Origin of the sequence: Halorubrum sp. Boch-26 (assembly GCF_029889805.1) — an archaeon.
Lineage (GTDB): Archaea > Halobacteriota > Halobacteria > Halobacteriales > Haloferacaceae > Halorubrum.
Window position 1 is genome coordinate 1 of record NZ_JARANT010000031.1, and the last position, 21,047, is coordinate 21,047.

A 21,047-nucleotide genomic window follows, 5' to 3' on the forward strand; every position below is an offset into this window, starting at 1 on the left:
GTCGATGTGGCCGGGGCCGACTTCGCCGGCACCGTGCGTCGGCTCGCCGACGCCGACTTCGCAGATGTCGAACCGCGACGGCGACGCGGCCAAGCGGTCGAGGTCGTCGCCGACGGTGAGGCCGATGTCCATGTCGGCGGTGGGGGTGGCGGATTCTTATAAATGGCGTCGCCGACTTTGTGGCTGTCACCGATGCCCGGCTTGCACCACTTGCTGCTACGGAACCGCGAGCTACGAGTCGGTCGGGTCGTATCCGACGAACCGGGCCACCTGTTTGGCCGCGCTACTCGTCACCGTCCGATCGACGATCGCCACTGCGCGTTCGATGTCGGCCTCGGGGAGAGAGACGACTGCCCACGGAGAGACGAACGATCGTTCCGAGAGGTCGCCTTCGACAAACCGTCCCGCTAGCGAAATCGACGGTGAGTACTCTTTCGTCGTGATTCCGGCGGCGATGTATTGCTCACCCGCAAACGGGTGTGTCTCGTCGCTCAGGATGAGGTAGGGCCGTCGAGGAGTGTGTCCGTAGGGATCGACGGCGACGACGACGCTTCCACGCCGGAGCATCAATTCCCGCTCGTCTCGGCGTCGATGTCTGGTAGTGCCGCATCCCAGTCGGGATTCGTGTCGTAGTGATCGCCCTCGAACTGGTCAGCGACGGCTCGGAGGCCGATCTCGCTAGCCGTTTGCGCGTCGTACGCCTCGATATTGATCGCCCAATATGCGCCTTTGTGTCGGACGAGCCCCCGCTCTTCGAGGCGGTTTAGCGTCGTCCCAACACTTCCTCGAGGAATTTCAAGTTCGTCGGCGAGTTCGCTCGGCGTGAACCCGAGCTCGGGATGTCGTGCGAGGTGTTCTAGAATCTGTCTGCCGTTTGTCCCCTCATTCGGAAGGTCATTCGGATGGTAGCTCTCGAAATCGACGGGCATTGTAATCCACTATAATCTTACGCTTACGTATGTAATTAGTTTTCTGCCGATGGGATCGTTCGAGTGGGGGATTCACCGCGATGACTCTGTTGAAGGCCTTCGAAACTGACAAAACTAGCGTGATAGACAGATGGCGCGCATCTCGCATGGCTTCTGCAACCTATCAGAGGCGAAGGGTTTCAACAGATCCACGGCGATAAATACCGTTCGTCGCGCAATCCGTGCGCCCTAACGGGAGCTCAGTGGAAAATTGACAACTGAATCGCGTTTCGATGGACCGACTCAGTCGTCGAGCGGGTTCTCGACGTCGATCTCGCCGGAATCGATCTCGGCTTCGACCTCGCGGACCGCGGTCACCAGGTTCTCCATCTTGCCGTACGCGATCTCCCGGGGCAGGAGCTTCAGCCCGCAGTCGGGCGAGACGGTGAGCTTCTCCGGCGGGACGACGCGGAGCCCCTGCCGGACGTTCTCCTTGATCTCCTCGACGGGCTCGATTTCTGCCGTGTGCGCGTCGACGACGCCGAGCGCGAGGTCGGGTTCGAACTCGGGGTCGGTGAACGTCGGGATCTGCTCGAAGTCGCCGTTGCACAGCTCGACGTCGAACTCGTCGATCGGGTAGTCGTTGATCTCGGGGTAGATCCGGGAGTAGTCGCCGTAACAGACGTGGAGCCCGATGCGGACCTCCTCGTCGATGCCCGAGACGATGCGTTCGAGGGCCTCGCCGACGATGGCGTGGTCCTCCGGCGTCGTCGCCAGCGCGGGCTCGTCGATCTGGATGTAGCGCGCGCCCGCCTCGACCAGCTTCTCGACCTCCTCGTTGACGAGGTCGGCGAGGTCGTAGACGAGCTCCTCGGTGGAGGGGTACGCCTCGTTGAACGCCCAGAAGCCGAGGGTGTACGGCCCCGTGATGGGGACCTTGACGGGGCGCTCGGCGACGTTCGAGGTGAACTCGAACTCGTCGACGAGCCACGGCTCGTCGTACGCGACCTCCTCGACGACCGACGGCTTGTCGAAGTAGTTGTGGCCCCACACCTTCACGGGGCCGTTGAACTCGTAGCCGTCGATGCGGTCGGCGAAGAACTCGACCATCTCGTTGCGGCGCATCTCGCCGTCGACGACAGTATCGAGCCCGGCGCGCTCGTGCTCGTGGGTGATGAGCCGACAGGCGTCGTCGTGGGCCTCTTCGAGGTCGCCCGCGTCGAACTTCGAGTCCGGGTCGTCGACGAGCTCGTCCGCGCGGTTCAGCCACTTCGGCTTCGGGTACGAGCCGACGACGGTCGTCAGCAGGAACGCGTCGTTCGGGTGATCGGCGGGGCGGAACTGGTCGCGGTTGGCTTCGGGGTTTCGGACCATTAGTCGAGCACCTCCGTGGCGGCGGCCAGCGCGTGCAGCTTCGCGCGGTACTTGTTGGCGGGCAGGTAGAACAGCTCGGTGTTCGGCGTCAGGTACGTGCGGTCGAACCCCTCGGCGGGGATCTGCGACTCGAACCACTCGACGCGCTCCGCGACCGTCTCCGGCTCCTCGACGAGCGTGTTCTGCCCGTCGACGAGGCCGAGCGCGAGCGAGTCGGTGGCACCGAACTCCTGGACGTTGTACACCGTGTCGTCGCGGTCGCCGGCGACGAGGTCGAGCCCGAGCGCGTCCGCGCCCGCCTCGTCGACGAGGTGCGCGTACAGCTTCTCGCCGAGCGCGCCGTACGAGGTCTGGACGACCACGTCGGCGTCGGTCGCGTCGGCGACCGTCGCGATCGCGTCCGTCGCGGTCGACTCCGCGCCCTCGGCGGGCGGGTTCGTCACCAGCGACGGCTCCACGAGGAACAGCGTCTCGTGGGCGGGGAACGCCTCGACCTCGCCGGCGAGGAACTCGGCGATCGCGGCCTGGAACGCCGCCTCGTCGCCGTAGTGCTCGTCGCTCGCGAGGTCGGCGAGCGAGTACGGGCCCGGCAGCGTCGCGGCGAGGGGCGCGTCGCCGTCGATCAGGTCGGTTGCCGCCTCTAGCTCTCGCGCCACGTCGCCGGAGAAGTCGAGGTCGGCGACCACGCGCGGGTCGCGGTAGAAGTTGTTGTTGTCGTAGTACCGGACGATCCCGCCGGTCTCGACGCTCTCGTGCACCGTCAGCGGGTGCGCGATCATGTCGTCCCACCGCCCTTGTCCCTCGACGACGCGGTCGAGGCCGGCGTCCAGCTGGTCGGTAACGTACTCGGCGCGCACCTCGGCGTACTCCTCCACGATCGCCTCGCTCTCGTCGCCGCTCAGCAGGTCGCCCTTCTGGTGACCCTTGAGGTCCGAGAGCGTCTCTTTCGCCCAGTCCGGGAGCGGGTACAGCCCCGGCGTGGCCGCGACTCGTTCAGTCATCACCAGAGGTTCGATATGCCGTCGTATAATATTTGCTAATGTATTTTATGCCCTTCAGTAATTAGAGTCGTTCGGCGTCGACGACGGACGCGGTCCGCCTCACTCCCGACGCAGCGCCAACACCGTGAGCGTCTCGAACGGGAACGACTCCTCGACGACCGGTTCGGCCGCGAACCCGGCGTCCTCCACGAGAGCGAGCACCTCGTCGTATCCCGTCAGCGACGAGACCAGAAGCAGGACGACGCCGCCGGGCGCGAGCACGCGCCCGACGTCGTCGAGGAACGGCTCGATGAGCTCGCGGCCCGACTCGCCGCCCGAGAGCGCGTGTTCCATCCAGTCGTCCCACTCGTTATCCGGGTCGGTCGGGAGGTACGGCGGGTTGAAACACACCGTGTCGAACGCGTCCGCCCGGAACGGCGTGAGGAGGTCGGCGACGACCCCCTCGACGCCGCGCTCGTTGGCCTCTCGCGCCGCGTGCGGGTTGAGGTCGCTGCCGACGGCGTCGAGCCCGCGCCCCTCGGCGATCTGCTGGGCGACCCACCCGGATCCCGTGCCGACCTCCAGCACGCGCCCGTGCGCCGCTTCGAGGGCCGCTTCCGCGAGCAGTCCGGAGTCCTCGGCCGGCTGGTACACGACCGCCTCGTCGAGGCCTCGTCGCTCCGCGAGGCCGGCGTCGCGGTCGTGGTCGCCGCGACCGTCGTGATCGTCGCGGTCGTCGGTCATCGGTCTCTCCCCTCCGAGCCGTCGTTGTCGCCGCCGTCGGTCTCGGTCGCCTCGTCGGCCTCGGGATCTGATTCCTCGCTCTCACCGCCCGAGCGCGATCCGCCGCGGGTCGCCGCGCGCCCCTCGACCGCCGCGTCCAGTTGCGGGCCGGCGGCGTCGGCATCCCGAGCGGAGAGCGTCTGCTGCGGGAAGGGGATCACGATCCCCTCGTCTTCGAGCGCCGTCTTGACCGCGTTCATCGCGGCGGTCTGGGTTCGCCAGCGCTTGCGCATGCTCGGGTTCCGGATCCAGTAACGGAGCCCGAGCACGACCGCCGAGTCGTCGAACCGCTTCGTCACGGCGTCCGGCTCGGGCATCGCGGCCACGTCCTCGATATCGGTGACCGTCTCCTCGATCACCGCCGCCGCGCGGTCGATATCTGCCTCGTAGTCGACGCCGACCTCGACCTCGATCCGCAGGCGGTTCCGGCGGGACCGGTCGACGATCGACCCCGCGCGCACGTCGTCGTTCGGGAGCGTAATAACCTCGCCGTCGAACGATCGGAGGCGGGTACTCATGATCGAGATCTCCGTGACCGTCCCCTCGTGGTCGCCCACCTCCACCCAGTCGCCCACCTCGAACGGCCGGGAGAACATCAGCACGAAGCCGGCGAGGATCGCCCCGAGCGTCTGTCGGGCCGCCATCCCGACCACGATCCCGAGGAACCCGGCCCCGACGAGGAGCCCGCCGACGTTGTCGGTGAAGAGGCCGACGACCACGAGCAGCGCGGCCGTGTACACCGAAAGCTGCGTGAGCCGGAGGATCACCTCCTGCTGGTGGTCCGAGATCGACGCGCTCTCGGCGAATATCTCTCGGATCGCGCCGCCGAGGAAGTCGGTGACCGCGTACGCGATCGCGAGGAGTACCACCGCGAGCACGACGTTCGAGAGCTGGTCGGCGATCGCGGCGGACCGGACCGCCTCGATGAGCGCCCCGCTCCGGTCCCACACCCCGATCAGCGCGATCGCGCCGGCCGCCGTGACGGCGGCGACGCTCGTCGACAACAGCAGCCGACGGGTAGAGGAGAGTTCGTCCTCTCGTTGCTTCAGCCGACGGGTGAGGCACCGCGCGGCGAGCACGACCGCGACGATCAGCGCGGAGACCGCGATCTGATCGACGTTGCCGGCGACGACTCCCTGTACGCCGGCCGCGAGATCGGAGCCCCCGGCCGTCATTCGTCCTCACACCTCCGTCGGCGAGCCGTGCTCGCGGGCAAGCTCGGCCAACGCGGCGAACGCGGCCGGTTCCAGCGTCCCGGGCCGTCGCGAGAGCAGCTCCTCGTCCGCCGCGTCGACGACCGCTTCGGGGTCGTCCAACCCGGAGATGTGGCCGGTGTTCCGGATCGCGTTCCGCACCGTCTTGCGGCGCTGGGTGAACAGCGCCTTCACGAACCGAAGGAAGAACGCCTCGTCGCCCACCTCGTAGTCGGGGTCGCGCGGCGTACATCGGACGACGGCGCTCTCGACGGCGGGCTGGGGGTCGAACGCTTCCTTCGGCACGCGCTCGGCGATCTCGACGGCGGCGTAGTGCTGGGCGGACACCGAGAGCCGGCCGTACTCGGACTCGCCGGCCGACGCCACCATGCGCTCGGCGAACTCGGCCTGGAACATCAACACGAGCGGCTTCCCCTCGGGGAGCAGCCGGAAGGCGATCTCCGAGGAGACGCCGTACGGGAGGTTGGCGACGCAGGCGGTAAAGGGCGGGAGATCGACGTCGAGCGCGTCGCCCTCGATCACGTCGAGAAGGCCGTCGTCGACCGCGGTCGCGAACTCCTCGCGGAGGAAGTCGGCGAAGGTCCCGTCGCGCTCGATCACGGAGAGGCGGCCGGGGGCGCCGCGGCCGGCGTTGGCGGCCCTGTAGCCGTCGCTGTCGTCGCCCGCGATCGCCGCCAGTAGCCGGTCGGTGAGCGCGCCCGCGCCTCCGCCGATCTCCAGCAGATGACTCGCGTCCGCGTCGTCCGGGAGGTACCCCGGGATCCGGTCGAGAACGCGGTCGTCGACGAGGAAGTGCTGGTCGCGGTCGGGGTTCGCGCGCTCCCCGGCCCGCCGCGCCAGGGCGTCGGGGTCGCGGTCCCCGTACGCCGCGGCCTCACCCGTCGATAAGTCGGTCATGGCCGCGATACGCCGGCGTTCCGGGTAAAAGTCCCGTTTCGAGGATCACTCCTCGCGCCCGGCGAACGTTTGGTACTTCAGGTCGTCTTTCCCGATCTCCTCGACGATCCGCTCGACGATAACCTCTCGCGGGCGGTGCAGTCCGGAGACGCGCTCGGACACCTCCGCGAAGCTCTCGAAGGGGCCGCGCTTGCGCTCGTCGAGGACGTTGTTCCGGAGCTGCTTGCCGATCCCGGGGAGGAGGTTGAGCTGGTGAAGCCGGAGCGTGATCGGCCCGGCCTCGTTGTAGAAGTCGACGAAGCGCGCCTCGTCCGCGTCGACGATCGCCTCGACGGCGTACTCCACCTCCGCGGCCGCGTTCCGGGTGAGCTCGTCGTACGACACCTCGTGGTATCGGCCGACCGCCGAGCCGTCGAGCCCGATTCGGTCGCTCACAGCGGCGTCCGCGTCCTCGTCGAGCGCGAGCTCGTACAGCCGGAACGAGTCGATCCCGAGCCCGTACGCGACCGGTGACTTCCGCGAGGGGGGCCGGTCGTCGTCCGGCCGCCCGTTCGGCAACACGTCCAGCAGGACGACGACGGGACCGTCGTCGGCGTCCGCCGCGTCGGGCACGTCGGATTGGGGATCGCTCATACTCGTTTTACGGTCCCGAACGGTGAAAAAACCGGTGCCGCGCCGGCTTAGCGCGAGAACTCGATCGCGGCGCCCTGCCCGAACCCGACGCAGAGCGTCGCGAGCCCGCGGTCGGCGTCGCGCTTCTGCATCTCGTGAAGCAGCGTCACCGGGAGCCGCGCGCCGGAGGCGCCGAGCGGGTGCCCGATGGCGATTGCGCCGCCGTTGACGTTGTACCGCTCCTCGTCGATACCGAGCTCGCGCCGCGAGTGCTCGCACTGGGAGGCGAACGCCTCGTTGAGCTCGACGAGGTCGTAGTCGTCGATCGTCGTTCCGGCGCGGTCGAGCAGCCCGCGGGTCGCGGGCACCGGGCCGATCCCCATCACGGTGGGGTCGACGCCGGCGACGTTGTTCGTGCCGACCTCCGCGAGCACGTCGAGTCCGTGGTCCTCGGCGAACGCCTCGCTCGTCACCAGCGTGAGCGACGCGCCGTCGGAGATCTGCGAGGAGTTCCCGGCCGTGACCGTCCCGTCGCCGGTGAACGCGGGCGAGAGGCCGGCGAGCTTCTCGGCGGTCGTGTCCGGCCGGATCCCCTCGTCCGCCTCGACGAGCCCGTCGTCGTCGACGGCTTCGCCGTCTGCTCGTTGCGTCTCCGACGCAACGCTGGTCTCGACGGGGACGATCTCGTCGTCGAACCGACCGGAGTCGGTCGCCTCGGCGGCGCGCCGGTGACTCCGGGCCGCGTACTCGTCCTGCGCCTCGCGGCTCACCCCGTACTCCTCTGCCACCTTCTCGGCGGTCATCCCCATCTGGAGCTGGAAGATGTTGTACTCCTCCGACAGTTCGGGGTGGAGGTGCTGGTAGGAGTCGCCGTCCATCGGGACGCGGCTCATGTTCTCGACGCCGCCGGCGACGATGCAGTCGCGGTTCCCGGCCGCGATCGCGTCCGACGCCGAGATGATCGCCTGCATCGAGGAGGCGCACCAGCGGTTGATCGAGGTCGCGGGCACGGACTCGCCGAGCTCCGAGAGCAGCGCGATGACGCGGGCGACGTTGTTGTCCTGCTCGGTTCGCTGCTGGGCGACGCCCCACATCAGGTCGTCGACGTGGTCGCTCGTCAGCCCGGTCTCCGCGAGCGTGTGGTCGATGAGCGTCGTCGAGAGGTCCTCGCTACGGACGTCGGCGTAGACGCCCCCGTCTCTCCCCTGTGGCGTTCGGTAGGCGGCGGCGATCACCGGTGTAGTCTCGTCTGTCATGAACGATCACAGGCCGGTAACACTCATAAAAGGTCGTGGAACCGACGCAAATCAGACCGAAGTTTACTATTTATTCTCGAGGAGCGGCTCGCCGGTCATCTCCGCGGGGCGGTCGAGCCCGATCAGGTCCACGAGCGTCGGGGCGATGTCGCAGAGCGACCCGTCCTCGCGGATCTCTCGGTCGCCGTCGTCGCCGTCGGGCGTCAGGTAGACGAACGGGACCGGGTTGAACGTGTGCGCGGTGTGCGGGTCCTCGACCGTGCCCATGTCGTCGGCGTTGCCGTGGTCGGCGGTCACGACGGCGTGGCCGCCCGCGTCGGCGACGGCGTCGAGGAGCCGGGCGAGCTGCGCGTCGACGGCCTCGACGGCCTCGACGGCGGCGGAGAAGTCGCCGGTGTGGCCCACCATGTCCGGATTCGCGTAGTTGAGCACCATCAGATCGGGGTCCTCGGCGTCGATGATCCCGATCGCCTCGTCGGTGAGCTCCGGCGCCGCCATCTCCGGCTGCCGGTCGTAGGTGGGGACGTCGGGACTGTTCACGATCTCGCGAAGCTCGCCGGGGAACATCACCTCGCGGCCGCCGTTGAGGAAGTAGGTGACGTGCGGGTACTTCTCCGACTCGGCGATCCGGAGCTGGGTGAGCCCCGCGTCGGCGACGACCTCGCCGATCGTGTTCTCGGGTATCTCCGGCGGGAACGCGACCGGGAAGTCGAACGTCTCGTCGTACTCGGTCACGGTCGTCATCCGGATCTCCGGCCGGTCGACCTCGAACTCCCACTCCGGTCGGGTGTCGGTGAGCAGTCGGACGAGCTGGCGGGCGCGGTCCGCCCGGAAGTTGAAGAATATCACGGCGTCGCCGTCGGCGAGCGCGGGCTCGTCGCCCACGAGCGTCGGCTCGATGAACTCGTCCGTCTCCCCCCGGGCGTGGGCCTCGGTCGCCGCCTCGACCGGCGTTTCGGCCTCGTGGGGCGCCTCGCGCTCGACGATGGCGTCGTACGCCTTCCGCGTGCGCTCCCAGTTCTCGTCGCGGTCCATCGCGTGGTAGCGCCCCGTGACGGTCGCGACGTGCCCGGTCCCGCGCTCGTCGGCCTTCGCCTCCACCTCGGCGAGGAAGCGGTCGGCGATCTCCGGGGCCGTGTCGCGGCCGTCGGTGAACGCGTGGGTCGTCGCCGGCACCCCGGCGTCGGCCGCGGCGTCGATCAACGCGAGCAGGTGCTGGACGTCGGAGTGGACGCCGCCGTCGGAGACGAGCCCCATGAAGTGGACCCGCCCGCCGGTCGACTTCGCGTGTTCTAACGCGCCCGCGATGGCGTCGTTGTCCGCGAGCGACCCCTCGGCGAGCGCGTCCGTGATCCGGGTGTACGCCTGCTTGACGACGCGGCCCGCCCCGATGTTCAGGTGGCCGACTTCCGAGTTGCCCATCTGGCCCTCGGGGAGCCCCACGCGCCGCCCGTGGACGACGAGGCGGCCGTCGGCGCCGCGCTCGGTCGCGTCGTCGAACGCCGGCGTGTCGGCGGCCGCGACCGCGTCACGGCCGGCCGGTCGGCCGGAGGGGTCGACCGTCTCGCCGCCGTCGCCGTCGCCGCCTCCGGCGTCGCCGCCGTCACCGCCACTCGCCCCGCTTCCGAGTCCCCAGCCGTCGAGAACGATGAGCGCCGTCTCCATACGCATCGTTCCGCTCCCCGGGCTAACTACCCTTCGCTCCGGACGACGGGCGAGCGCTGACCGACAGGGGTCGATCGGCGAATCCCGGGAGGGGACGTGATCGGGTCGTGCTCCGGAAGCCAGCCTTTTACGCTCTGGACGCTAACCATACGTTAATGGACTCCGCGGTACTGCTCGATCTCCTCGGGAACGAGAACCGGCGGCGCATCCTCCGGCTGCTCGCGACCAAGCCCTGTTACGTCACGGAGATCTCGGAGTACCTCGACGTGAGCCCGAAGGCGGTCATCGACCACCTACGAAAGCTGGAAGAGGCCGGCCTGATCGAGTCGACGACCGACGATCAGCGCCGGAAGTACTTCCGAATCACCCGCAGTCTCCGGCTGGAGGTGAGCGTCTCTCCCTACGGCTTCGGTGCGAAGAGCGCCTACCCAGCCAAGAACAGCCTCGATATGTCCGGGCGATGCCCGCACCTCACCATCGAGGCGCCCGACGGCTCCGGCGCGTCGAACGACATCGCCGATCTCGCGGGAGAGTACTCCCGCCTGCAGGACCTCGATCGCGAGCTCTCGCTGGCCCAGCGGTGGGTGCAGGGCCGGGTCGAGGACACGCTCGCGGAGATCGACGAGCGGCTCGGCACCGAGGCAGACAGCCGCTTTTACGCCGCGACCCTCGCCGCGGTGATCGAGACGGACGGGACGGCCGCGGCCGTGGCCGACGAGGTCGGCGCCCGCGAGGGCACCGTCGCCGACGCGCTCGGCCGCCTCGCCGACGTCGGCGTCCTCGCTCGCGAGGCCGGCGCTGACACCGACGCCGACCGCTTCCGGGTCCGGTAGCGCGTCGGCGCTCGAATTCCTCTCGGTCCCCTCCCCAGATCTCCCCGCACGTCCGGCCGCTTCCGGAAGCTTTTGAATCGCGCCCGGAGGAAGACGCGTGTGAGCCGAGCACGGGACCTCTCGCTGTTCCTCGTCCTCGCCGCCGTCTGGGGATCCGCGTTCATGGCGATCAAGGCCGGCTTGGCGTACTTCCCGCCGGTGCTGTTCGCCGCGCTCCGGTACGATGTCGCCGGCGTCGTCATGCTCGCGTACGCCGCGTACGCCGTCGACGACCCGGTCCCTCGCGGGCGCGACGAGTGGACCGTGGTCGCGGTCGGCGCGACGCTGATCATCGCCGCCTACCACGCGTTCCTCTTCGTCGGCGAGACCGACCCCGCCGTGACGAGCGCGGTCGCCGCCGTGATCGTCAGCCTCTCGCCCGTGCTGACGACCGTCTTCGCCCGCGCCTTCCTGCCCTCCGAGCGACTGACCGTCGTCGGCGTGATCGGGCTCCTCGTCGGTCTCGTCGGGGCGGTGGTGCTGGCCGCGCCCGACCCCGCGAACCTCACCGGCGGCGGCACGGTCGCGAAGTTCCTCGTGCTGCTGGCGGCGGCCTCGTTCGCGCTCGGGTCGGTGCTCACCCGTGCGTCCGACGCCGACCTCCCGATCGAGACGATGGAGGCGTGGTCGATGCTCGGCGGCGCGCTGTTGATGCACCTGGTGTCGGCCGGGCTCGGCGAGTCGCTCGTCGACGTCTCGTGGACGACGGAGGGGATCCTCGCGCTGGCGTACCTGTCGATCGCCGCGAGCGGGCTCGGCTTCCTCATCTACTTCGACCTGCTGGACCGGCTCGGTCCGATCGAGATCAACCTCGTCTCGTACGTCGCCCCGGTATTCGCCGCGCTCGCCGGCTGGCTCTTCCTGAGCGAGGGGATCACGCTCAACACGGTCGCCGGCTTCCTGATCATCTGCGTCGGCTTCGCCCTCGTGAAACGGGGGGCGCTGCGGTCGACGCTCCGCGAGTACGGCGTCGTCGGGTGAGGCGGTCTCTCGGCGCCCGCTCACGACGCGTGTGATCCGCTCGCACGCCCACCGATCGCTTTAGTCGACCCCCCGAGACGGACCGTCATGTTCCCCGAGACGATAGAGACGGACCGGCTGCGACTGGAGGCCCGCCGCCCCGAAAACGTCGACCTCGACGCGTGCTACCGGATCTGCTCGTCGAACCTCGCGATCGACGAGGTGACCGAGTACGTCACGTGGAGCCCCCACGAGACGAAAAGGGAGACCCTCGAATTCCTCGAACGCGGCCGGAAGCGCTGGGCGGACCGAGAGGCGGCGAGCTACGTCATCCGCCCCCGTGAGGGCGAGGACGGCGCGGGAGCGCTCGCCGGCTTCGGCGGCTTCGAGGTCGACTGGGAGAGGCGGACCGCCGAGCTCGGCACGTGGCTCCGGAAGCGGTTCTGGGGGCGTGGCTACTCCGGCGAGCGCGCCGCGGCGCTCGTCGAGGTCGCCTTCGCGGAGCTCGATCTGGAACTCGTCGCCGTGGGACATCACCCCGACAACGACAACTCGCGGCGGGCGATCGAAACGTACGTCGACCGCTTCGGCGGCCGGCGCGAGGGACGGTTGCGAAACCACCTGACCTTCGCTGACGGGAGCGTCCACGACGAGGTGCGCTACACGATTTCACAGGCGGAGTGGCGCGAGGCGACGAGCTGACCGGTTCGTCTCCGACCGGCTCTCGCCGGACTGAAACGGTTCCCTTCGACGGAATCCACGAGTCAACAGACACTTACGCTGGCCGAAAGGATCCGGGACACATGTCCCTCCCCGATCGAGCGAGCGACGCGAGCGGCATCGTCGGCGGCGCGGCCGCGGGCGCCGCCGCGTACGTCCTCGGCTACCTGTTCGCGTACGTCACGCAGAGCGGCGCCATCGAGGAGCAGCTGGCGGGGTTCAACGTGTTCGCCGACCTGTTCGGCGGAGACCCCATTCCGACGTGGAAGGCGGTCGGTTGGGTGTTCTACAACGGGCACTTCGTCGACACTCGGCTGCCGTCGCTGGTCGGCGGCTCCCAGCTGACGAACCTCATCTCGCAGGCCGACGGCGGGTCCCTGTCGCTGCTGTTCGTCGTCCCGCCCGTCCTCCTGACCGTCGCCGGACTCGCCGCGAGCCGGCTCGCCGGGACGACGGAGCCGGTCGACGGCGCAACGGCCGGGGCGTTCGTCCTCGTCGGCTACCTCCCGTTGGCCGCGATCGGCGCCTTCCTCTTTCGATCCCCCGTCGGCGACGGGGCGATCGCGCCCGACCTCATCGCGGCCGTGCTGCTGGCGGGCGCGGTGTATCCGGCGGTCTTCGGCGCGATCGGCGGGGCGGGCGCGACGCTGCTGAGCGACTAACTTCTCGCGAGGAGTAGTGGTTCTGCCGTCCGCCCGGATATCAGTAGTCGGCCTCGTCGGGGTCGAACCGGTCGCCGTACTCCCGGACGGGGTCTACCGGTCGGCCGTCGTCGGTCTCCGGCGCGACGTAGTCGACGAACGGCTCGACGTCGGGCTCGCGGACGCGGACGTCGACGTCGATCTCGCCCAGCTCGTCCGGCTCGCCCACCGCGAAGTTGACGACGCCCTCGAACGCCGCCTGCTTTTTCAGGGAGAACGCGAACCCGTCGTCGGTGCTGTTCCGCAGGAACACCCGGCGGGCCGTGTCGAGGATCTCCTGCTCGTGGAGCACGTCGGAGAAGGCGTCGAGAGTGTGCGCCTCGGCGACGAGCCGGCCGTCCTCGTGGACCGGCTCCGCGTCCGGGAACACGTTCCGCACCGCGTCGTCGACCCGGTCGGTCACCTCCGTGTCGCGGACCGGGGCCTCGATCCGCACGTCGACGCTGTAGATCACGTGCCGTCACCTCTGGCGTTCGCCGGGTCGGCGGGGTCGGCCTCCGCCTCACCGTTTCCACCGTCCTCGGCGACGCCGAGCACCTCCCGGACGCGGATCTGGAACTCGTCGAGCGTCCCCGTGTTGTCGATCTCGACGTCGGCGCGGTCGAGGGTGTCGCCGAGGCCGAGGCCAATCTCGCGCTCGTCGCGCTCGCGGAGGGCCTCGAGGTCGGAGTCGGAGTCGTCGCGGCCGCGGGCGTCGAGGCGCTCGGCGCGGAGCTCGAAGGGCGCCCGGACCGCCACGAGCGTGAACTCGTCGCCGAACGCGTCGCGGAAGCGCTCCAGTTCGACGGTCGAGCGCAGGCCGTCGACGAGGACGGCGTCGCGGTCGCTCTCGGCGGCGGCTTCGCGGATCAGCGGAAGGGTCCGCGCCGCGATGGCGTCGTCGCCCTCCTCCTCGCGGAGCGCCTGCGCGATCCGGCCGTGGTCCTCGGCGGGGTCGAGCCCGCGGCGGCGGCACTCCGCGCGGATCACGTCGCCCATCACGACGACCGGGATGTCGGCCGCCTCGGCCACGTTCGCCGCCTCCCCCTTCCCGCTCCCGGGGAGCCCGACGGTTCCGATGACGTTCATTACGGCGACGTAGTTCGGTGCCGGCCTTAGGTCTGCTGTTGGGTCGGCGGCGTCGACTCGAACCGTCGGCGTTTTTTATATCGGGCGGTAGAAGTCGAGGTGAGGGCACATAGCTCAGCTCGGATAGAGCGTCGGACTTCTAATCCGACGGTCGTGGGTTCGAATCCCACTGTGCCCGTACAGCGAGGAGCGCAGCGACGAGCGAACCGGCACGCAGGGGATTCGAACCCTATCAGTCGCGCGCAGCGAACGTAGTGAGCGAACACGTCTGATTTTGGTTCGAATCCCACTGTGCCCGTTCGTTCTCTTCGGTTGCTCGCGGGAGTCCCACTGTGCTCATGTACGGCTAGAATCACGTAACATTCGGAATCGATAGGGCACTATCCAGAAACGTCCCAGCGTTTTCCATCGTCTGGATGACTCGCCGCAGCTCCTCAAGCGGGAGCCCGGCGACTTCGTGGCCGACTCTCGACGCGTACACGCGGGTCGCGGACCTGTTCGCGAAGTACCTGCGGGAGTTCCCCGACGACGGGAGCAGCCGGCCGTACGAGCCGCCGGAGTGAACCGACGAGTAAACCGAACCGCCTCGGATCGGACCTCAGTCCGCCACTTTCGGCGTCCCGAGGTACTCCTCGTTGAGCTCGTACTCGCCCTCGTCGTTCTCGACAAGGTACTCGCCGTAGTAGGGAACCCGATTCGCGACGACCGTCTCGAACGTCTCCGCGATCTCCGCGCGGCTCATCTCGCCCATCGACTGGAGGTCGTCGTTGCGGTTGAGACACCCTTTTAAATATCCCTCGTGGGTGACGCGGACGCGGCCGCAGTTCGCGCAGAAGTCCTCGTTCTCGACGGGGTCGACGATCTCGACCATGCCGCCGCCTTCGCCGTCGGCGTCCTCGCCGACGAAGTAGCGCTTCCGGTCGTGCATCTCGCGGTGCTCGACCCGGTCGGCCTCTTCCGCGAGCCAGTCGTGGACGCGCCCGATGTCGATGTTCCACTCCGGCTTCCCGGTGAGCTCCGGCATGTACTCGATGAGCTGGAGCTGAAGCCCCTCGTTCTCCGCGACGTGGTCGACCATCTCCTCGACGTAGCCCGCGGTGTGCGTGAACACGACCATGTTCAGCTTCACGGGGTCGAGCCCGGCGTCGACCGCGGCCTTGACGCCTTCGAGCACCCGTTCGTAGGCCCCGGATTTGGTCACCTCGGCGAAGTCGTCGGGGTCGAGCGCGTCCTGCGAGACGTTCACGCGGTCGAGCCCGGCCGCCTTCAGGTCCTCGGCGCGACCCGGCAGGAAGGTGCCGTTGGTCGTCATCGACGCCTCCATCGAGTCGGGGACGCGCTCGATGATCTCTTCGAGGTCTTGGCGGAGCATCGGCTCCCCGCCCGTGAACTTCACCGAGTCGACGCCGTACCCCTCGACGACCTCCAGGAAGCGAATCACCTCGTCGGCGCTCATCTCGTCGTCGCTCGGTTCCATCGGCCCCCGCGTGTCGCCTAACCCCTCGTTGTGACAGTAGATACAGTCGAAGTTACACCGGTCAGTGAGCGAGATCCGCACCCCCGTCACCTCCCGTCCGAAGTCGTCCGCGAGTGCCCCGGCCATGCCCGAACGGAGCGGGTGCGATCGCTTAAATATCCGGGTCGATCGGGCGGGTTGCGTAACTCTTCTCGGTTACGCCGGCCGCGATTCGGTCGCGCGTCTCCGGCGTCCCGGTCGCTCAGATCTCGACGCGGAGCCCGTCGCTCAGATCTCGACGCGGAGCCCGTCGCTCGCGACCTCGACGTCGCCTCCGAACCCCGCCTCGCGGACGCTCCGGGCCATCTCTCGCTCTCGCCCGCCCGTGTGCGGGTAGAGGTGCGACAGGAGGAGCGTGTCGACGTCGACGCTCCCGAGCGACGCGCCGAGCTCCGTGGGGTTCGGATGGTTCGACACGTCGGTGCCGTCCGGGAACGAGCAGTCGTGGACGAGGACGTCGCTCCCGTCGGCGAACGACGCCATCCCCGCGAACGCCTCGGTGTCGCCCGAGAGCGTGAGCGGGCCGTCCGCGGGGTCGGCGTCCGAACTCGGCGGCGAGAACCGGTACGCAAGCCCGTCCATCGAGTGACGGGTCTCGCGGGCGGCGACGTCGAACTCGGCCGCGGCGAACGACCGCGCCGCCGACACCTCTCGGACTGCCAGATCGACCCGGCCGTCGAGGTAGTCGTGGACGTCGAGGAGGCCGTCGACGAGCGACGCTGTCCCCGCGGGACCGATCACTTCGAGGTGTTCCTCGCCGGCGAGCCACCGCGCCTTCAGGAGGGGCAACAGCGCGGCGACGTGGTCGAGGTGGTGATGCGTGAGGAGGACGGTCGAGACCCCCTCGTAGCCGGTCTCGGTGCCGGCGAGCCGCTGGAGGACGCCGCTGCCGCAGTCGACGAGGAGCGAGCGGTCGCCGTCGTGGAGGAGGTATCCCGCTTGCACGCGGTCGGGGACGGGCATCGCGCTACCGGAGCCGAGGACCGTGAGCTCCATCCGAGTCACTTGATCAGGAACACCGGCACGCTCGCGTCGTCGGCGACGCGGTCTGAGACGCTGCCGAGCGACCGGATCCGCTCGCGCGGCGACTTCCCCTCCGGGCTCATCACGATCACGTCGATGCCGTGCTCGTCCGCGTACGAGACGATCTCCGTGTCCGGGGTCCCCCGGACGACGCGCGTCTCGACGTCGAGGTCGGCGTCCTCGGCGCGCTCGGCGACCGCGGTGACCGCCTCCTCGCCCTGCGTCTCCAGATCCTCGACGATCTCGTCGTGGAGGTCGCCGGAGTTCGCGGTCGCGATTCGCCGGTCGACGACGTACAGCGCGTGGACGGTCGCGTCGTGGTCGCTCGCCAGCCGGATCGCGTGATCGAGCGCGCGGTCGACCGCCTCGCTTCCGTCGGTCGGCACCAATATCTCGTCGTACATACGCGGTGGTTCGACGGGCAGCACATTAACGATGGGGCCTCGCGGTCGCGGCCCGAAAATACGACGGAACGCGACGGCACCGTCGTCAGACGCCTACTCCGCGCGCCACTTTCCGCCGAGTTCGTCGCGCCGCATCGACGCCGCCTTCCCGTCGCGGAAGACGCTCACGCGCCCGGTCTCCTCGCTCAGCGTCACCGTCGCCACGATCTCCGGACGGACCGAGGTCTCGATCGCGCTCATGTGTCGCGACCCCATCCACGGCTCGTAGCTCACGTCGTCGACGAGGTCGGACTCGCCGCTTCGGGTGCCCAAGTCGCGGAACCGAACCATCTGCTCTTCGATCTCGCCGTCGACGGCGACGACGATCCCGCCGTCCTGCTCGACGCTCACCGTCTCGGCGGCGTCGACGAACGCCTCCTCGTCGAAGACCGTGGCGCAACTCTCTCGGGGCCAGCAGTTGTCGCCCATCGGGTCGGCGTACGCGCCGTACTCGCGGTCGGCGACGACCGCGAAGTACAGTCCCGGTCCCTTGACGTGCGGCTCCTCCCAGCCGTCGAACCCGACGCCGACGTGCTCGACGCAGTAGGTCAGGCGGTCGACGACCTCCCGGACGCGCTCGTGGGCGCCGTACTCGATCGCCAGCCGACTCATTCCGCCTCCTCGCCGCGCTGCGCGCGACTCTCCTGAACGTTCATGTCTCCGTGAAGGAGACGGGCGTATATAAGGGACACCGAGTCGGGTCGGGCGGACCGCCTCATCCCGGGACGGTCGGAGGCGGTCTCACCCCCACGGGGTGAACACCCGCGCGTCGAACCGGTCCGCTTGGACGAGCCCGACGCCGAACGCCGCGGCGACGGCGGCCGGTAGGGGGTTGCCGTACCAGAGGTTGATCCCGCCCCAGAGGATCACGAAGCTCACCATGTCGTCGAGCATGAACTCGCAGTCGCGCAGCCGGTCGCGGAGCGTGGTCCCCGCGAACGCCCGGTCGAGCGTGACGACCGCGACCGTCGCGGAGACGACCCACCCGGCGTAGTTCGAGAGCGGGACGCCGTAGAAGCTCCCGCCGCCGAAGCTCCAGAAGCCGAGCGACACCGCGCCGGGGTCGAGCACCACGTCCATCGCGACGACCGCGGCGATCACCGAGGCCAGGCGGAGCCAGCCGTTCGACGCCCGCGGGCCGAGGAGGAGGAGACACAACAGGTACGCGTTGACGACGAGCGGGATGAAAAAGACCGGGAGCGCGAGCGGCACGCCGCCGAGCATCGGCCCGAGGTCCACGAGGTACTCGAAGGCCCCGTACGGCCACCCCGTGGCGACCCCGATCAGCTCGATGGCGTAGGTGTACGCGATCAGCGCGCCGATCCACCCGAGCGCGCGCCGGTCGAGCGCCGGCAACACTCCGACGACGAGCGGCGACCGCATCACCAGCACGCCGAACAGGACGAACCAGGGGTGGAAGGCGAGCGGCTCCGGCACCCACCGCTCCGCGCTGCCGACCAAGGCGAGCGCGCCGACGAGCGGGAACAACACGGCGATGGTGAACCGGTTCTCGCGGACGGTCCGGTCGAGCAGCGCCTCCGCTCCGCGGCGGGTGTCGGGGATCCCCGCGCGGAAGGCTTCGACCCCGGACGGCGCGGGCTCCGCGGTCCCCTCTGCCGAGCCTGTCGACCCCGCCGATCCGCCCTCGTCGCTCACGCGAGCACCTCCGTGATCGGGTAGACGCGCCAGAGCCCGCCCATCGCCAGCAGGGTGCCGACGGCGGTGTTCAGCGCCGGGAACCACCAGTACGCGCGGTCGACCGACACCGACGACGCGGCGACCCACGCGACGAAGACCGGGTAGACCCCGAGCAGCGCGCCGAGCCGAAGGTCGACCGCGGCGAACGCGGCCGCGGCGGCGGCCCAGCAGGCGAAGCAGTACAGGTACGTCCGCCCCTCGCCGAGTACCGTCGCCGTCGTCCGGATCCCGGCCGCGCGGTCCGGCTCGATGTCCGGGATCGCCGAGAACGTGTGCATCCCCATCGTCCAGAGCCACGCGCCCGCGAGCGCCGCGAGCGGCGGGTGGGCGCCGGCGACGGTCGCGTACGCGGCCGCGCCGGGGAGGACGTAGAGGCCGTTCGAAACGGAGTCGAGGAACGGCGTCGTCTTGAACCGCACCGGCGGGGCGCTGTAGCCCACCGACAGCAGGAGGAACCCGACGAGGTACGGCCACGCGACCCGCGGCGCGATCGCGACGGTGGCGAGCCCCGCGAGCGCCGACGCGAACACCGCGAGAGCGACGAGGCGGCTCCCGCGCCAGCGCGCCTCGCGCTCCTCCTTCTTCGGGTTCAGCTCGTCGATGTCGGCGTCGAACGCGTCGTTGACGCCGTAGAGGAAGACGTTCGCGGGCACGAGAAAGTACGCCGCCAGCGCGACGGTCGTCGGCGTGAACAGCCCGCTCACGTCGCCGATCCCGTACGTGACGCCGACCGCGACGGGCCCCGCGAGGTACAGCCAGAAGCGGGGCCGCGACAACACCAGCAGGTACCGGAGGTCGTCGGCGATCGACCGTCGGTCGGCGTCGGTCGCTGTGTCGCTCACGGCGCTTCTCACGTCGTTTTCGAGACCGTCTCGGCCGTTATCTGCCCGCTGATGAGACACATGGGCACGCCGATGCCTGGCGTCGTCGTCGACCCCGTGAAGTAGAGCCCGTCGACCGCGTCGGACTCGTGCGACGGCCGGAGCAGCGAGGTCTGCCGTAGGGTGTGCGCCAATCCGAGCGCGCTTCCCCGGTAGCTGTTGTACCGGTCGGAGAAGTCGTCGACGCAGAACGTCTCCTCGAAGACGATCCGGTCGCGGAGCTCCGTGCCGGTGTTCTCCGCGATGTCGTCTAACACGAGGTCGCGGTACGACTCGCGGAGCTCCGGGGTGTCCTCCAGCCCGGCCGCGATGGGGACCAGCGCGAATAGGTTGCTGTGGCCCTCGGGCGCCACCGTGTCGTCAGTCTCGGAAGGAACGCAGAGGTAGTAGGCGGGGTCGTCGGGCCACGAGGGGTCGTCGAAGATCTGCTCGAAGTGCTCGTCCCACGCCGTCGGCAGCACCAGCGTGTGGTGTTCGAGGTTCGGCACGTCGCCCTCGACGCCGAGGTACAGCAGGAACGCCGAGGGGGCGTACGTCCGCGACTCCCAGTACTCCTCCGCGTACTGCCGCTTGCGCGGCGGGAGCAGCGCCTGTTCGGTGTGCGCGTAGTCGGCGTCGGAGACGACCAGATCGGAGAGGTACCGCTCACCGTCGGCGGTGTCGACCGCGAACCCGCCGCGGCGCCCCTCGATCCCCGTCACCTCGGCGTCGGTGACGTACTCCACGCCGAGGTCGTCGCCGAGCGCGACGATCCCGTCGACGACGGCGCCGATCCCGCCCTCGGGGTAGTAGACGCCCATGTTGTAGTCCACGTGGCTCATCAGGTTGTACAGCGCCGGCGTGTTGTACGGCGAGCCGCCGAGGAAGACGAGCGTGTACTGCATCAGCTGCTGGAGCTTCGGGTGGTCGAAGTAGTCCTCGACGTGCCCCTGCATCTTGCCCAGAAGCGAGAGCCCCCACGAGTACCGCATCACGTCCGTGTCGACGTAGTCGCGCAGCCGCGGGCGGTCCTCGTAGACGAAGTGCTCCATCCCGATGTTGTACGTCCGCTCCGACTCCTCCAGGTAGGCCTCGAACGCCTCGCCCGCACCGGGCTCGTACTCCTCGAACAGCCGCTTGTTCTCCTCGCGATCGGGGAGTACGTCGACCTTGTCGCCGTCCTTCCAGAACACGCGGTAGTGGGGGTCGAGCCGCTCCAGCTCGTAGAACTCGTCGGGCGTGCGTCCAAAGTGGCCGAAGAAGCGCTCGAACACGTCCGGCATCAGGTACCACGAGGGGCCCATGTCGAATCGGAAGCCGTCCGCCTCCAGCCGGCTCGCGCGCCCCCCGAGCTGCTCGTTCTTCTCCAAGAGGGTCACGTCCGCGCCGGCGTCCGCGAGGTAACACGCCGTCGAGAGACCGCCGAACCCGCCGCCGATCACGACGACGGATTCGCCGGCCACGGTGTCGATGTCCGGGGCCACGTCCATGGTAGAT

General features: G+C 69.1%; 24 protein-coding genes, 1 tRNA gene and 1 pseudogene. 6 read left to right on the forward strand and 20 right to left on the reverse strand.

The window, feature by feature from the left end; translation table 11 throughout:
- From OQF71_RS06410 to gpmI, 11 genes and pseudogenes are all read right to left on the reverse strand, one after another.
- Positions 1–132: pseudogene (locus OQF71_RS06410) on the reverse strand (sugar phosphate isomerase/epimerase); the annotation flags it as partial.
- A gap of 99 nt (positions 133–231) precedes the next feature.
- On the reverse strand, positions 232–567 hold the full coding sequence (locus tag OQF71_RS06415) for a hypothetical protein (RefSeq protein WP_280586578.1): 336 nt from the start codon (positions 565–567) through the stop codon (positions 232–234).
- Entirely contained in the window at positions 567–929 is a 363-nt protein-coding gene (locus OQF71_RS06420) for a helix-turn-helix domain-containing protein (protein ID WP_280586579.1), read from the reverse strand. Before OQF71_RS06420 ends, OQF71_RS06415 begins: the two co-directional genes overlap by 1 nt.
- Positions 930–1,211: 282 nt before the next feature.
- Entirely contained in the window at positions 1,212–2,282 is a 1,071-nt protein-coding gene (locus OQF71_RS06425) for a methionine synthase (RefSeq protein ID WP_280586580.1), read from the reverse strand.
- Entirely contained in the window at positions 2,282–3,283 is a 1,002-nt protein-coding gene (locus tag OQF71_RS06430; RefSeq protein WP_280586582.1) for a 5-methyltetrahydropteroyltriglutamate--homocysteine methyltransferase, read from the reverse strand. Before OQF71_RS06430 ends, OQF71_RS06425 begins: the two co-directional genes overlap by 1 nt.
- Before the next feature lie 99 nt (positions 3,284–3,382).
- Entirely contained in the window at positions 3,383–4,006 is a 624-nt protein-coding gene (locus OQF71_RS06435; RefSeq protein WP_280586583.1) for a HemK2/MTQ2 family protein methyltransferase, read from the reverse strand.
- Entirely contained in the window at positions 4,003–5,220 is a 1,218-nt protein-coding gene (locus OQF71_RS06440; protein ID WP_280586584.1) for a mechanosensitive ion channel family protein, read from the reverse strand. Before OQF71_RS06440 ends, OQF71_RS06435 begins: the two co-directional genes overlap by 4 nt.
- A 6-nt stretch (positions 5,221–5,226) precedes the next feature.
- A complete protein-coding gene (locus tag OQF71_RS06445) occupies positions 5,227–6,156 on the reverse strand; it encodes a 16S ribosomal RNA methyltransferase A (RefSeq protein ID WP_280586586.1) in 930 nt (309 codons plus the stop codon).
- A gap of 45 nt (positions 6,157–6,201) precedes the next feature.
- Positions 6,202–6,789, reverse strand: coding sequence for a DUF655 domain-containing protein (locus OQF71_RS06450; protein ID WP_280586587.1), 588 nt, complete (start codon positions 6,787–6,789; stop codon positions 6,202–6,204).
- 47 nt (positions 6,790–6,836) lie between these two features.
- The gene (locus OQF71_RS06455; protein WP_280586588.1) at positions 6,837–8,024 is read right to left on the reverse strand and encodes a thiolase family protein; all 1,188 of its coding nucleotides are present in this window, start codon (positions 8,022–8,024) and stop codon (positions 6,837–6,839) included.
- A 66-nt stretch (positions 8,025–8,090) separates the two neighbouring features.
- Complete coding sequence (gpmI, locus tag OQF71_RS06460; protein ID WP_280586589.1) at positions 8,091–9,689, reverse strand: 2,3-bisphosphoglycerate-independent phosphoglycerate mutase; 1,599 nt, start codon at positions 9,687–9,689, stop codon at positions 8,091–8,093.
- 155 nt (positions 9,690–9,844) lie between these two features.
- Between gpmI and OQF71_RS06465 the strand changes: the two genes are divergently transcribed.
- The 4 genes from OQF71_RS06465 (at position 9,845) to OQF71_RS06480 (ending at position 12,903) form a co-directional block, all read left to right on the forward strand.
- On the forward strand, positions 9,845–10,522 hold the full coding sequence (locus OQF71_RS06465; protein WP_280586590.1) for an ArsR family transcriptional regulator: 678 nt from the start codon (positions 9,845–9,847) through the stop codon (positions 10,520–10,522).
- A 99-nt stretch (positions 10,523–10,621) separates the two neighbouring features.
- A complete protein-coding gene (locus OQF71_RS06470) occupies positions 10,622–11,542 on the forward strand; it encodes an EamA family transporter (RefSeq protein WP_280586591.1) in 921 nt (306 codons plus the stop codon).
- 87 nt (positions 11,543–11,629) lie between these two features.
- On the forward strand, positions 11,630–12,223 hold the full coding sequence (locus tag OQF71_RS06475) for a GNAT family protein (protein WP_280586592.1): 594 nt from the start codon (positions 11,630–11,632) through the stop codon (positions 12,221–12,223).
- A gap of 101 nt (positions 12,224–12,324) precedes the next feature.
- Positions 12,325–12,903: a transporter gene (locus OQF71_RS06480; RefSeq protein WP_280586593.1), complete on the forward strand. Its 579-nt coding sequence runs from the start codon at positions 12,325–12,327 to the stop codon at positions 12,901–12,903.
- Positions 12,904–12,943: 40 nt separating this feature from the next.
- Here the strand turns inward: OQF71_RS06480 and OQF71_RS06485 are convergent, their stop codons facing one another.
- On the reverse strand, positions 12,944–13,396 hold the full coding sequence (locus OQF71_RS06485; protein WP_280586594.1) for an RNA-binding domain-containing protein: 453 nt from the start codon (positions 13,394–13,396) through the stop codon (positions 12,944–12,946).
- Positions 13,393–14,010, reverse strand: coding sequence for an AAA family ATPase (locus tag OQF71_RS06490; protein ID WP_280586595.1), 618 nt, complete (start codon positions 14,008–14,010; stop codon positions 13,393–13,395). The genes OQF71_RS06485 and OQF71_RS06490 overlap by 4 nt, the downstream gene beginning before the upstream one ends.
- Before the next feature lie 103 nt (positions 14,011–14,113).
- Between OQF71_RS06490 and OQF71_RS06495 the strand changes: the two genes are divergently transcribed.
- Positions 14,114–14,188, forward strand: a tRNA-Arg gene (locus OQF71_RS06495).
- 238 nt (positions 14,189–14,426) lie between these two features.
- On the forward strand, positions 14,427–14,573 hold the full coding sequence (locus tag OQF71_RS06500) for a hypothetical protein (RefSeq protein WP_280586596.1): 147 nt from the start codon (positions 14,427–14,429) through the stop codon (positions 14,571–14,573).
- A 35-nt stretch (positions 14,574–14,608) separates the two neighbouring features.
- Here the strand turns inward: OQF71_RS06500 and moaA are convergent, their stop codons facing one another.
- From moaA to crtI, 7 genes are all read right to left on the reverse strand, one after another.
- A complete protein-coding gene (moaA, locus tag OQF71_RS06505; protein WP_280586597.1) occupies positions 14,609–15,613 on the reverse strand; it encodes a GTP 3',8-cyclase MoaA in 1,005 nt (334 codons plus the stop codon).
- A 141-nt stretch (positions 15,614–15,754) separates the two neighbouring features.
- The gene (locus OQF71_RS06510) at positions 15,755–16,522 is read right to left on the reverse strand and encodes an MBL fold metallo-hydrolase (RefSeq protein WP_280586610.1); all 768 of its coding nucleotides are present in this window, start codon (positions 16,520–16,522) and stop codon (positions 15,755–15,757) included.
- 5 nt (positions 16,523–16,527) lie between these two features.
- Entirely contained in the window at positions 16,528–16,953 is a 426-nt protein-coding gene (locus OQF71_RS06515; RefSeq protein WP_280586598.1) for a universal stress protein, read from the reverse strand.
- A gap of 93 nt (positions 16,954–17,046) precedes the next feature.
- Positions 17,047–17,604: a diadenylate cyclase gene (locus tag OQF71_RS06520; protein WP_280586599.1), complete on the reverse strand. Its 558-nt coding sequence runs from the start codon at positions 17,602–17,604 to the stop codon at positions 17,047–17,049.
- A gap of 129 nt (positions 17,605–17,733) precedes the next feature.
- Positions 17,734–18,555 carry a bisanhydrobacterioruberin hydratase gene (gene cruF / locus OQF71_RS06525; RefSeq protein ID WP_280586611.1) on the reverse strand — a complete coding sequence of 274 codons (822 nt, stop codon included), beginning with the start codon at positions 18,553–18,555 and terminating at the stop codon, positions 17,734–17,736.
- Positions 18,556–18,644: 89 nt separating this feature from the next.
- Positions 18,645–19,544, reverse strand: a complete 900-nt coding sequence (locus OQF71_RS06530; RefSeq protein WP_280586600.1) for a prenyltransferase — start codon at positions 19,542–19,544, stop codon at positions 18,645–18,647.
- Positions 19,541–21,040: a phytoene desaturase family protein gene (gene crtI / locus OQF71_RS06535; protein ID WP_280586601.1), complete on the reverse strand. Its 1,500-nt coding sequence runs from the start codon at positions 21,038–21,040 to the stop codon at positions 19,541–19,543. Before crtI ends, OQF71_RS06530 begins: the two co-directional genes overlap by 4 nt.
- Between the last annotated feature and the right edge of the window lie 7 nt (positions 21,041–21,047).

Coding starts and splice junctions, on each gene's coding strand:
- OQF71_RS06490 (WP_280586595.1), bottom strand. CDS start 14,010: ATGAACGTCATCGGAACCGTCGGGCTCCCCGGGAGCGGGAAGGGGGAG.
- OQF71_RS06520 (WP_280586599.1), bottom strand. CDS start 17,604: ATGAGTCGGCTGGCGATCGAGTACGGCGCCCACGAGCGCGTCCGGGAG.
- OQF71_RS06430 (WP_280586582.1), bottom strand. CDS start 3,283: ATGACTGAACGAGTCGCGGCCACGCCGGGGCTGTACCCGCTCCCGGAC.
- OQF71_RS06480 (WP_280586593.1), top strand. CDS start 12,325: ATGTCCCTCCCCGATCGAGCGAGCGACGCGAGCGGCATCGTCGGCGGC.
- gpmI (WP_280586589.1), bottom strand. CDS start 9,689: ATGGAGACGGCGCTCATCGTTCTCGACGGCTGGGGACTCGGAAGCGGG.
- OQF71_RS06420 (WP_280586579.1), bottom strand. CDS start 929: ATGCCCGTCGATTTCGAGAGCTACCATCCGAATGACCTTCCGAATGAG.
- OQF71_RS06515 (WP_280586598.1), bottom strand. CDS start 16,953: ATGTACGACGAGATATTGGTGCCGACCGACGGAAGCGAGGCGGTCGAC.
- OQF71_RS06455 (WP_280586588.1), bottom strand. CDS start 8,024: ATGACAGACGAGACTACACCGGTGATCGCCGCCGCCTACCGAACGCCA.
- OQF71_RS06500 (WP_280586596.1), top strand. CDS start 14,427: ATGACTCGCCGCAGCTCCTCAAGCGGGAGCCCGGCGACTTCGTGGCCG.
- OQF71_RS06440 (WP_280586584.1), bottom strand. CDS start 5,220: ATGACGGCCGGGGGCTCCGATCTCGCGGCCGGCGTACAGGGAGTCGTC.
- OQF71_RS06465 (WP_280586590.1), top strand. CDS start 9,845: ATGGACTCCGCGGTACTGCTCGATCTCCTCGGGAACGAGAACCGGCGG.
- OQF71_RS06445 (WP_280586586.1), bottom strand. CDS start 6,156: ATGACCGACTTATCGACGGGTGAGGCCGCGGCGTACGGGGACCGCGAC.
- OQF71_RS06450 (WP_280586587.1), bottom strand. CDS start 6,789: ATGAGCGATCCCCAATCCGACGTGCCCGACGCGGCGGACGCCGACGAC.
- OQF71_RS06425 (WP_280586580.1), bottom strand. CDS start 2,282: ATGGTCCGAAACCCCGAAGCCAACCGCGACCAGTTCCGCCCCGCCGAT.
- OQF71_RS06435 (WP_280586583.1), bottom strand. CDS start 4,006: ATGACCGACGACCGCGACGATCACGACGGTCGCGGCGACCACGACCGC.
- moaA (WP_280586597.1), bottom strand. CDS start 15,613: ATGGCCGGGGCACTCGCGGACGACTTCGGACGGGAGGTGACGGGGGTG.
- OQF71_RS06415 (WP_280586578.1), bottom strand. CDS start 567: ATGCTCCGGCGTGGAAGCGTCGTCGTCGCCGTCGATCCCTACGGACAC.
- crtI (WP_280586601.1), bottom strand. CDS start 21,040: ATGGACGTGGCCCCGGACATCGACACCGTGGCCGGCGAATCCGTCGTC.
- OQF71_RS06510 (WP_280586610.1), bottom strand. CDS start 16,522: ATGGAGCTCACGGTCCTCGGCTCCGGTAGCGCGATGCCCGTCCCCGAC.
- OQF71_RS06475 (WP_280586592.1), top strand. CDS start 11,630: ATGTTCCCCGAGACGATAGAGACGGACCGGCTGCGACTGGAGGCCCGC.